We start from the raw sequence: 10852 nt of genomic DNA, 5'->3' as shown, positions 1-10852 counted from the left end.
GTCCTTGAGGTCCTGTAGCGCCTGTTTCACCTATAGGACCAGGAATAGAACTACCAGACGTTTTTGCATATAAGGCATAGGGTACACTCATTAATTGACTAATTCCTGTTATGGTATAGTTCGTTCCTCCTGTAGGGTCGATTTCAGTTTTAATAAAATATAAATTGTTTCCCCAATCAATGTCACTAAAAATACCAGTGGTATTAGTTCCGGTACCTATCTCAATAGACAATAAACCGTTATTATTTGTAGTAGGGTTTTGTGTTTCAACATAGATCGCATTACCATTAGTAGATCCTTCTAAAAGGCTAATTTGAATGCCTATATTCTGATTGGCTAATATTTGGTCACTACTGTTTCTTACTATCGCTTGATAACTAATTTTATCTGGCGCTTGTGCCATAGCGGTTAATGATGTGGCTATCAAAATAAGAATTAAAGTAATTTTTTTCATTTCGGTTAGTTTTTAATTATTTTAAAGATTTGGGATGTTCGATTTGTAGTGTTTTCAATTTGAAGTAAATAGGTTGCTATTTCTAATTGATCTACATTAATTGTGGTAGTTTTAGTAGTAACTTTTCCATTGATTACCAATTGGCCTAATCCATTATACAATTTATAAGTAAGTGTATTGGGTTTAAAATCATCTATAGTAATGTTCAGTTTTGATGATGTCGGATTAGGGAAGGTTGTGATTTCTAAATTGGTTTTTATATCAACTACTGTGAGAGTTTGGTCTTCAAAATAGAACTGAATACCTTGTAAAGCAGAGGTATCTCCATCTGTTAAGGTATTTTGAACAACTTGTCCGACAGAGTAGTTAACACTGCCACCTGTGTCTGTGATATCGCCACCTGCAGCAACTACGGTTTCTTGAGCTTCCATATAATTGAAGCTTGAAATAAGGGCTCCTAAAAGTAAAAGGGATCTAGGACTTAAACGCAAAGGATATACGTTAGCCAATTTGGTTGGTTTCATAAAGTAGGTTTAAAAATTTGGTTACTATGCTTGTTTTTTTTCGACGAAATGTCGATTAAAACAGTTCAAATGTAGTTTAAATTATCAATTAAAAAAATGTATAATCTATTTTTTTAATTTTAATAACCTTAAAGTTAATCCTAAGGATGGTGTTCTCTCAATTAAAACCAATTTGATTGCGTTGTGTTATAAATTTAGAACTGAATTTGAATGATTGGTTGTTATACATACGACACGTTACAAAGATTTATATTTTGAGATAAAAATTATTATGAGCAGCGTATGATATTGCTATAATCTGCCTTTAGTGTGTTGGTGTGATGCTCAACATGATGAGCAGTCCACATTATAATTTCTCGAACAGGCATTTTTCCCATTAAAGGATGTGGTAAAACAACGGTATCTAAGTTTTTGTCGCTTATGCGTCTTGTTTTATATTGTAATTTCTTTTCTTCAGTTTGTATGCGGTTTAAAAGATATTGCTTATCTGCCAAAGTAGGTGTTTTTAGGTTCTTAGAACCTTTATTTGTTTTGCCTTTAGCCTCTGATAAGCGTTCTTGGTAACGTTTTACTATAGCGGCATATGGTCTTACAGGTCTATTGGCTTTTCCATATTTAAAACGCAGTAAGTATTTAGGCATACTTAGAGCATTGTTTAATGGGATTATGCTTTGTAATAAGTGAAGGGCATGCTGCCCTGTGGTCCATTTCCCTTCAGGCCCTTGAGTCCAAGAGTCATTTGGTTGGTTTTCGAGCCAAGTGATTAATTCGGAATATTTAGCTTCAATTAAATCTGCAATAGCTTCTTTATCCATATGAAAGAATTTGATAAAGAAAAGATAGGGATTTTTACCGAATTGTAGATAGGGTAAAATTCTTTTATTTTTCTAACAGCTACTCTTCAATTTCTTTTTCTTGAATCACAATTTTATCCTTCTTAAAAATAGGAACTAAATAAGATAAGTTAAACCCAAAGCCACCTCCAAATTTGCTGCTGTCAAAAGTTCTGTTGTAACCAGGAATATAAAGATTTTCGTAATTATCAGGTTCAGTTTCAGAAATTAAGAACTTAAGTTGAATGTTAACACCTGCAAAAAAGTTATTAAATAATTCCGCCTTTAATCCAATTTGAAGTTCTGCCCACAGTGCGGTTAAGCTTTTAAATTCTTCTCCTTCTTCTACATAATATTGTTGTTCCCAATACTGGTTGTTAGGATCGTAAATTGTGTAATTGTTTAAAGTACTGCTAAAAGTACTCGCACCAATGCGGAAACCAGAATAAATCATGTTTTCCATGTCAAGCCAATTTTTGTAGAAATTAATATCAACTCCACCTTTAAAATAACTCCCTTTTGTAGTGGTGTTCATAAAATCATTTTCAAGTGTACGTTCTTCGTTACCAATTTCCCCAGCAATGTAAATGCGTTTGGTGAGACGATAATCTCCTGTAATTTCAAAACCGGTATAATTGTCATCAATGAAAGAATGCGCTAGCTTGCTTACATCTGCGCCAAGTCTAAGGCCATACTTTTGCTTGTAAATTAAAGTATCGTTAATTGTTTTTTTCTTCTCTTGCGCAATTGCTATTGTAGATAACAACAGCAAGATAATAACGCTTCTAATGATAGATGCGAACATGTGTTGTATTTTCATTTTCTACAGTTAATTCTATGGTTTCTTCTATTTCTATATTGGCAATCCATGGCTCACTATCAGTGTCTCTAGTAACGCTTAATTCTGTAAAGATACTTTTGTAACCACAAGCTCTAGAAACATATACAAATTCAGTTTTATAGGAGACTTCTAAAATGTCTGTGTTAGATTCTCCAGTAGCATCTATACGTTGGTTAGTGTCTTTTTCTAGTATATATCGTGTGGTAATAGTTTCGTTATTTAGACCGTCATCTATTTTTAAAGGTAGCCCAATTTTATTTGTATTTACATTAAAGACATAAGAACTCTCATTAACGTAATCTTCTATAATTTTATCAGAGGCTTCTATGGGTTCTATAATTTGGCCATCCTCATTTAATATTTGACCTTCTCCATAAACTGTAAGTCTAGGGACATTTTTTAAACTCTCAGGATTATCTATATCATAAAATTCTATAACTAATCGCGGAGTCGTGGAAGTTGTGGCAGCACAAATATCATCGCGTTCACAGTTTTGTAAAGTCGTTATAACTATTAAACTAAGTACAAATGGGATGATATATTTTTTTTGAAATAATCTTTTCATAGAATCGTGTTGATTCGTTTATTTAATAATTGCGAAATGCATATAGCATATGAGTTATTTTTTCAATTTGGCTTCTTACGAAGGTGTAATCACTATCAGAAACAAGTCAAAAAGTTAACCTTTTTCAAACAAAACAACCGTTTCTATATGTGCTGTATGCGGAAACTGATCTACCAAACTTAATTTTTTAATGGTGTAACCAGACTCCATTAATTGTTCTGTATCTCTGGCTTGTGTTGCTGGATTACAAGATACATAAACCAAACGTTCTGCATTTAGGTTTATTATTTTTTTAAGAGTTTTTGGTGCAATTCCGGCTCTCGCAGGATCTAGAATAATCGTTCTAATTTTATTGGCGTATTCAGGGTGTTCTGTTAAAAATTTACCAACGTCTGCAGCAAAGAATTTTAAACCTTCAATATTATTTCGTTTGGCATTTTCTTTAGCATCTTCAATAGCAGCTGCTACAATATCCACTCCAACAATTTTAGTGTTATCAGATTTGTTGGCTATAATTTGACCAATAGTTCCTGTGCCACAGAATAAATCTAAGACCACCGTATTATCAATAGCATCTTTATTTTCTAAAGCATAATCGACCACTTTAGAATATAACTTCTCAGCACATTTAGGGTTGGTTTGAAAAAAGCTTTTCATGCTGATTTCAAAATTTAAACCTAATAATTCTTCAACAATTTTATCGTCGCCATACACTAGAGAAATACTTCCGGTTGTAGCAATCGTTCGATCTCCAGTTTCGTCGTTAATGGTATGTAATAAACCAGCAACACGATCGCCAAATAATTCGACTAAATAATTCGCGAATTTATCTAAATCAAACTCTGGTAAATCGTAAGACGTTGTAACTAAATTAAAAAGTAATTGATTGGTTTTAAAAGATTTTCTAACGACAAAATACCTAAAAAAGCCTTCTCTTTTTGGAGGATGCCAAGGGGCTAATCCGGTGTCTACACAATAGGCTTTGATGTCTTTTATGCGGTTTTCAAATTCAGCATCAAATAAACCAGAATCTTTTTTAAGATCATCACCACACCACCATGTACCACGTTTTTTAAATCCTAATGTAAATTCATCGACATCGGTTTTTAATTCGTGATTATAACCAATAGCAGAAAAACCATATTCCATTTTATTTCTATAATGAAATGTGTTTGGAGAGCTTACAAATTCGTCAAACTTAGCTTCAATATCAGCAACTTTACCAATGCGCTTAAATAACTCTAAGGTGCTTTGCTTTTTATAGTCGTGCTGCTTTTCAATAGGCAAATTAATATAAGGAGCACCAGGAATGCTTTGGTAAGGCATGTCTATTTCATCTTCCGATGGTTTCAAGACTTCAAAAAGTTTGCATTCGGCATACTTTTTACTTGTCTTTTTTACCTGTCCTTTTACCAGTTGACCAGGTAATGTATTAGGAACAAAAACAACAAATTCTCCATGTTCATTTCTAATACGACCAATACCTTTGCCACCAAAAGCGTAATCTTCAATTAAAATCTCAATGATTTGTCCGCGCTTTACAAATTTATTCCGTTCTCTCTTTGGCATTTTTATAATAATTTGACTGCAAAGATATTCTTATTTTATAAATAGTTGGACTGAATTAGGTCTGTATAATTTAGATTAACTTCAAAAAGAATTTCAAAATAAAATGAACCTTTTTATAATTCTGTCGTCTTTAAAAGTATAAGAGTGAAAAATAGGCATACCAGAATAATCCATCAGCCTAAATAAAAGGTGTCTCAATTATTTAAAACATTAGCGTTTTCTGAAGATTTAGTTTGGCCTTCTGAAAACTGGCTAGCCATAAAATTCAAGAATAGATTGCAAGTTGGAAGTAAAGGTGGTCATAGTCATATTAGATATACTATTATTGAGATGAATGATTTTGATGATATTAAATTCCAGTTCTCTAAACCAGAAGGGTTTATTGGGACGCCCGAGCTTCAAGTTTTATGCATTGTCAGGAAAAATAGCTGAGTAAGTTTTAAATCGAAAAGAATATTTATTAATTTGCACGTTCTTAGGGATGATTTCTCTCCCACGCTGCTTTTTCAATACGTTTGAAAGAATAAAGGTGATGAAGGAATGGATATTTTATTCATTTATTAAATTATTTTTAAAATGGCTGTTATAGACCAATTAACATCGCAAGAAGCGATAGATTTAGAAAACAAATATGGTGCGCACAATTACCATCCACTACCTGTAGTATTGAGTAGAGGAGAAGGTGTACATGTATGGGATGTAGAAGGTAAACAATATTACGATTTTTTGTCTGCTTACTCTGCCGTAAATCAAGGGCATTGTCATCCTAAAATTGTTGCTGCTATGACTAAGCAAGCACAAACACTAACCTTAACATCAAGAGCATTTTATAATGATATGTTAGGGAAATATGAAAAATACGCTTCCGAAACATTTAATTTCGATAAGCTTTTACCTATGAATACAGGTGCCGAAGCTGTAGAAACAGCTTTAAAACTTTGTAGAAAATGGGCTTATGAAGTTAAAGGAATTGATGAAAATGAAGCTGAGATTGTTGTATGTGAAAACAACTTCCACGGAAGAACAACAACAATCATTTCGTTTAGTAACGATCCTATAGCACGTAAAAACTTTGGACCTTATACGAATGGTTTTATAAAAATTGAGTACAACAATTTAGAAGCTTTAGAAGATACGTTAAAAAACAATCCTAATGTTGCTGGCTTTTTAGTAGAACCAATTCAAGGTGAAGCAGGAGTTTATGTGCCAAGTGAAGGGTATTTAGCAAAAGCAAAAGCGATATGTGAAGCTCATAATGTTTTATTTATTGCAGACGAAGTACAAACAGGTATTGCTAGAACTGGAAAGATGTTGGCTGTAGACCATGAAAACGTTAAGCCAGATATTCTAATCTTAGGCAAAGCCTTATCAGGTGGTGCATATCCTGTGTCTGCTGTTTTAGCAAATGATAACATTATGAATGTTATAAAGCCAGGAAATCACGGAAGTACGTTTGGAGGAAATCCAATTGCTGCGGCAGTGGCTATTGCAGCTTTAGAAGTTGTTAAGGATGAAAATTTAGCAAACAATGCTCAAGAATTAGGAGACTTATTTAGAAGTGAATTATCTAAATTTATTGAAACAAGTTCTATTGTTAATTCTGTAAGAGGTAAAGGTTTATTGAATGCTATTTTAATAAACGATACAGAAGACAGTGATACTGCTTGGAATATTTGTTTAAAATTAAGAGACAATGGCTTGTTAGCAAAACCAACACATGGTAATATTATTCGTTTTGCTCCACCTTTAGTAATGACAAAAGAACAATTACTAGATTGTGTGTCTATTATCATTAAGACTTTAAAAGAGTTTGAATCTTAGTAATAATTTCAGCATAGATATAAAAAAAGCGATTTTCAATTAAGAAAATCGCTTTTTATTTTTTATTAAAGTACTATTGATTTTGTTGGATTTGTTCCATCATTTCTTGTGACTGTAACATTATTTCGTCCCAACCAACAGTGTATATTCTGTAAATAGTCATTAGCAAGTAAACCACATTTATAATTAAAATTATTAATGCTACAATTTTAGCTGTATTCATTGCTTTTACACTTCCTTGATCGTAGTTTTCAGGATTAAGACTGGCCTTCTTTAAGCCACTTTGTGCAATAAAAAAAGCAGGTGCTGAAAGTAATACACCAAGACCGCCAAAGCAGCAGCATAGTAATCCAATAATAGCTAATACATAAACAATAGCTGGGTTTAGTTTTTGTTGTTCCATAATTTTTGTTTGATTTATTTTAAGTAAAGTTTGATTAGGTAACTAATAACTATGATTAATACATTAGCTAAAGCCAATATAATAATAATTTTATTGCTATGCTTAAAATTTTTAAAACTGTTTACAATTAAAAATCCAAAGAAGGCAATTAAAGTATAGATTGCAGGATACATAAAAAAGGCATCTATTAATTGACCATTAAGTATTAAGGCTACAGAGCGTTGAAGCCCACAACCCATACAGTCAAAGCCTAAAAGTTGTTTGTTTAGGCATGGTAACATATAATCCTCAAGTCCTTTTGCAAGTATTAGCATGCTGCTAAATTAAGAATTTGATAAATAATTTATACCTCATTTTAAAATTCATTTGCTATTGCCGTAAATATTTTTCTAAACCTTACTTTTGCGTTTAATAATTTATCAGTTATGAATATTTCTAGGACCATAAATTTTATTTGTATCGTTGTTGGTGGCTTAATCGCTTTTTATGCACAAGCACAACAGGAACAAAATAGTTATATCTTAATAGGAGGCATTGTGTTATTAGTATTTGGTATTTATAGAACTTCTAGAAATATTCCAAGTAAGCACGATAAGCCTGAGGAATCTTTTATTAAAAGCGAAAAGGAAGATGAAATTTAAAATAGGTGATACCGTAGAAACTATTGATGATGCTATTTCTGGAGTTATTACAAAAATTTCAGGAGACATGATTTTTGTTGAAGACGCTCATGGTTTCGACTTTCAGTTTGAAGCTCAAGAACTCATGTTAATGGCTTCTGGTAATAGTCTAGAAAATGCCGTTTACAACACGGATATTGAAGCTGTAAAAAAAGAAAAAGCATCTAGAAAACGAAAGTCTGCACCAACGGTAAAACCTAAAGAACGGCATGCTCCAAAATTTGAAGTAGACTTGCATATTCACCATTTAACAAAATCATCAAAAGGTATGTCTAATTATGACATGCTAAATCTTCAATTAGATACAGCTAGAGGACAATTAGAATTTGCCATGCGAAAGCGTATTCCTAAAATTGTATTTATACATGGAGTAGGAGAAGGCGTGTTACGACAAGAGTTAGAAACGCTTTTTGGTCGCTATAATAATGTTAAATATTATGATGCAGATTATAAAACCTACGGGTTAGGAGCTACAGAAGTTAGAATTTTTCAGAATGTAGCACCTTAATCTAAAAAGATACTTGGTGTTACTTCTAAGGTCGTTGTTAAAGTACCAAAATCAATAATTGTTGTTCTTAGAATTTCTAAATCAATACCTACTATTGTAATACTTGTTGTTACCGTTCTAGTATATGTTGTAACTCTTTTTCCTGGATCTGGATAGGTGTCTAAATAATCTTCGTGATTATACAAATAACGAAAAATGTCTGATCCAAACTCATCTACAACGTAGTTAGAGAGATCTCTTGGGTTTTGATCTCCATCTACATCTTCTAAATAAGTGGGGATATTATCACCATCATCGTCGAAATCTAAATAGTCAGGTAGCTCATCTCCACCTACTACTAAATCTGCATCTGTATTTAGAGGGTTAGTGGTTGGGTCATCATCACCATCTGTATTATCAATTTCATCTATAGTTAGTACGTTGTCATTGTCATCGTCTTTATCTATATAATCTGGGAGCCCATCTTGGTCAGTGTCTAAAGAATCCCAATAAATACCATCTTCGTATGGCTCTCCGGCTAAACCTTCAAATTCGGCGGGTACTCCATCATTATCATCATCTACAACAGTTACTGTAATTTGAATTTGGCCATCAAATGCTTCATAATTATCTGCAATTGATAAATCATAAGGCGGTACAATATCGCATAATTCATTATCACTCAAGTTTCTATTGTAAGTTCTAAATAAAAATCTAGCATTAGTAGAACTAATATCTATAGTTACGGGTTCGCCTACAGGTGTAGGAGTTGTAAAAAGAGCGTTGTTGGCGTTGTTTTTAGGTAAAATTAAGATGAGAGATTCACTTGGGTCTTCTCGTGTATCATATATTAAATGATACTCTTCAAAATTATCACAACGTTCTAAGTTTCCTTCAAAATCTAAATCAACAGTTAAAATATCGCCATCATCACAAGCGACTATAAACACTAAAATAAAACAGATAAAAAAACGACGTATCATAGACTCAATTTTGAACAAAAATAAACGATTTGTAAAATTATAACGCTCCATTAACTAAATAATTTTATTTACAATATTTTTGCAATATGAAGCAAGTATATTTAGACAACGCAGCGACAACAGCTATACGACCAAAAGTTATAGAGCGAATGACGCAAGTAATGCGAGAAAGTTACGGAAATGCATCGTCCACGCATAGTTTTGGTCGCTCGTCTAAAGCACTTTTGGAACAGTGTCGAAAAAATATAGCCTCTTATTTTAATGTGTCAGCTTCAGAAATTATTTTTACTTCTGGAGGTACTGAAGCCGATAATTTAGCACTGCGAAGTGCTGTGAGAGATTTAGGAGTTACAGAAATTATTCTTTCTAAAATTGAGCATCATGCCGTTTTGCATACAGCAGAACAGTTACAGAAAGAATATGATGTAACATTAAGCTTTGTAGATTTAGATGATTGTGGTGTTATAAATTATGCTCATTTAGAAACATTGTTACAGTCTGGAAACAAGACTGTAGTTAGCTTAATGCATATAAATAACGAAATTGGTAATATTTTAGATATTGAGCGTGTTGCAAATCTTTGTAAAACCTATGACGCCTTATTTCACACAGATACTGTGCAGTCTGTTGGGCATTATAAAATTGATTTAAAAACGACACCAATAGATTTTTTAGCAGCAAGTGCACATAAATTTCACGGACCAAAAGGAGTGGGGTTTTGTTTTGTAAGAAAAGAATCGGGATTAAAACCTTTGATTTTTGGAGGAGAACAGGAGAGAGGTTATAGAGCAGGTACTGAATCGATACATAATATAGTTGGTATGGATGAGGCACTTAAAATTGCTTATGCCAATTTAGAAGAAGATAAAAAATACGTTTCTGCATTAAAGCGTTATTTCATTCAGCAAATAAAAGCACATTTACCAAACGCTAGTTTTAATGGAAGTTGTGAAGAAGAAGAAACGAAGAGTACTTATACATTAGTGAATGTTTGTTTGCCAATTGCACCACAAAAAGCACCAATGTTACAATTTCAACTCGATTTAAAAGGAATTGCTTGTTCTAAAGGTAGCGCTTGCCAAAGTGGAAGTAACCAACAATCACATGTGTTAACAGAAATATTAAATGATGAGAAATTGAAACAACCATCAGTCCGTTTCTCCTTCAGTATATATAACACTAAAGAAGAATTGGATTATGTGGTTACTGTTTTAAAGGAATTTGTTAGTTCTTAACAATAATTTTTTGAGACTTGGCTTTTGTATTTGAATTAGTAGCAACATTTACCACGTAAAATCCATCACTCAAACGTAATGTAGATAAATCGTATTTGTTTTTTACAGCATCAAAATTAGCTTGTAAAATACGTTTACCAGCAACGTCAAAAATTTCAATAGTTTTAATGTCTAAACCATTTGGGTTATGCACGGAAAGTTCATGAACTTTATTATTTTGCTGTATTTTTAAAGAAGCTAAGTCAAGCTCATCAACACCTAGAGAGCCATCTTCAGGAGTAAATACAATTTCAAAACGATTTGTATAGTTTCCTGGTTCAATATTGAGTTCGTAATCTAAATTTCTCAAATTAACATAAGTGTCATTCTCTAAATCGTGAATATAGATACCTTGAGAGTCATCAAAATTCTGAATATCAAAAATTCTAAAACGTAAAGGTTGTTGTTGTTGTTGTTG

14 protein-coding genes and 1 pseudogene are annotated in these 10852 nt (G+C 32.6%); 5 read left to right on the top strand and 10 right to left on the bottom strand.

Annotated elements, in window-relative coordinates:
• From KO504_RS08915 to rlmD, 6 genes and pseudogenes are all read right to left on the bottom strand, one after another.
• A pseudogene (locus tag KO504_RS08915) lies at nucleotides 1-454 on the bottom strand (fibrobacter succinogenes major paralogous domain-containing protein); the annotation flags it as partial.
• Between the two features lie 5 nt (nucleotides 455-459).
• Complete coding sequence (locus KO504_RS08910) at nucleotides 460-978, bottom strand: T9SS type A sorting domain-containing protein (RefSeq protein ID WP_215926048.1); 519 nt, start codon at nucleotides 976-978, stop codon at nucleotides 460-462.
• A 269-nt stretch (nucleotides 979-1247) separates the two neighbouring features.
• The gene (locus KO504_RS08905; RefSeq protein WP_215926046.1) at nucleotides 1248-1793 is read right to left on the bottom strand and encodes a DinB family protein; all 546 of its coding nucleotides are present in this window, start codon (nucleotides 1791-1793) and stop codon (nucleotides 1248-1250) included.
• 79 nt (nucleotides 1794-1872) lie between these two features.
• A complete protein-coding gene (locus KO504_RS08900) occupies nucleotides 1873-2631 on the bottom strand; it encodes a DUF6048 family protein (RefSeq protein WP_252723648.1) in 759 nt (252 codons plus the stop codon).
• Nucleotides 2597-3217 carry a DUF6452 family protein gene (locus KO504_RS08895; RefSeq protein ID WP_215926044.1) on the bottom strand — a complete coding sequence of 207 codons (621 nt, stop codon included), beginning with the start codon at nucleotides 3215-3217 and terminating at the stop codon, nucleotides 2597-2599. Before KO504_RS08895 ends, KO504_RS08900 begins: the two co-directional genes overlap by 35 nt.
• A 114-nt stretch (nucleotides 3218-3331) precedes the next feature.
• A complete protein-coding gene (rlmD, locus tag KO504_RS08890; protein WP_215926042.1) occupies nucleotides 3332-4786 on the bottom strand; it encodes a 23S rRNA (uracil(1939)-C(5))-methyltransferase RlmD in 1455 nt (484 codons plus the stop codon).
• Nucleotides 4787-4975: 189 nt separating this feature from the next.
• On the opposite strand from rlmD, the gene KO504_RS08885 reads away from it, so the two are divergent.
• Together KO504_RS08885 and rocD are read left to right on the top strand one after the other, a co-directional pair.
• Entirely contained in the window at nucleotides 4976-5218 is a 243-nt protein-coding gene (locus KO504_RS08885) for a hypothetical protein (protein ID WP_215926040.1), read from the top strand.
• Nucleotides 5219-5362: 144 nt separating this feature from the next.
• Entirely contained in the window at nucleotides 5363-6607 is a 1245-nt protein-coding gene (gene rocD / locus KO504_RS08880) for an ornithine--oxo-acid transaminase (RefSeq protein WP_215926038.1), read from the top strand.
• 73 nt (nucleotides 6608-6680) lie between these two features.
• On the opposite strand, the gene KO504_RS08875 is transcribed toward rocD, so the two are convergent.
• Together KO504_RS08875 and KO504_RS08870 are read right to left on the bottom strand one after the other, a co-directional pair.
• Nucleotides 6681-7010, bottom strand: a complete 330-nt coding sequence (locus KO504_RS08875) for a CCC motif membrane protein (protein WP_215926036.1) — start codon at nucleotides 7008-7010, stop codon at nucleotides 6681-6683.
• Between the two features lie 14 nt (nucleotides 7011-7024).
• On the bottom strand, nucleotides 7025-7324 hold the full coding sequence (locus tag KO504_RS08870) for a DUF2752 domain-containing protein (RefSeq protein ID WP_215926034.1): 300 nt from the start codon (nucleotides 7322-7324) through the stop codon (nucleotides 7025-7027).
• 111 nt (nucleotides 7325-7435) lie between these two features.
• Between KO504_RS08870 and KO504_RS08865 the strand changes: the two genes are divergently transcribed.
• Both KO504_RS08865 and KO504_RS08860 read left to right on the top strand, forming a co-directional pair.
• Nucleotides 7436-7651: a hypothetical protein gene (locus KO504_RS08865; RefSeq protein WP_215926032.1), complete on the top strand. Its 216-nt coding sequence runs from the start codon at nucleotides 7436-7438 to the stop codon at nucleotides 7649-7651.
• Entirely contained in the window at nucleotides 7641-8198 is a 558-nt protein-coding gene (locus tag KO504_RS08860; protein WP_215926030.1) for a Smr/MutS family protein, read from the top strand. The genes KO504_RS08865 and KO504_RS08860 overlap by 11 nt, the downstream gene beginning before the upstream one ends.
• Here KO504_RS08860 and KO504_RS08855 read toward each other — a convergent pair.
• A complete protein-coding gene (locus KO504_RS08855; protein ID WP_215926028.1) occupies nucleotides 8195-9160 on the bottom strand; it encodes a hypothetical protein in 966 nt (321 codons plus the stop codon). The genes KO504_RS08860 and KO504_RS08855 overlap by 4 nt on opposite strands.
• Nucleotides 9161-9246: 86 nt before the next feature.
• Between KO504_RS08855 and KO504_RS08850 the strand changes: the two genes are divergently transcribed.
• The gene (locus KO504_RS08850; RefSeq protein ID WP_215926026.1) at nucleotides 9247-10395 is read left to right on the top strand and encodes a cysteine desulfurase family protein; all 1149 of its coding nucleotides are present in this window, start codon (nucleotides 9247-9249) and stop codon (nucleotides 10393-10395) included.
• Here the strand turns inward: KO504_RS08850 and KO504_RS08845 are convergent.
• Nucleotides 10385-10852: T9SS type A sorting domain-containing protein (locus KO504_RS08845; protein ID WP_215926025.1), on the bottom strand; the 468-nt coding region annotated here is incomplete at its 5' end. The two genes, KO504_RS08850 and KO504_RS08845, sit on opposite strands and share 11 nt — an antisense overlap.

The organism is Winogradskyella psychrotolerans (genome assembly GCF_018860565.1).
Classification (GTDB): Bacteria; Bacteroidota; Bacteroidia; order Flavobacteriales; family Flavobacteriaceae; genus Winogradskyella; species Winogradskyella damuponensis.
Note: the sequence above shows the minus strand (reverse complement) of the source record. Positions and strands in the feature narration are given on the sequence as shown.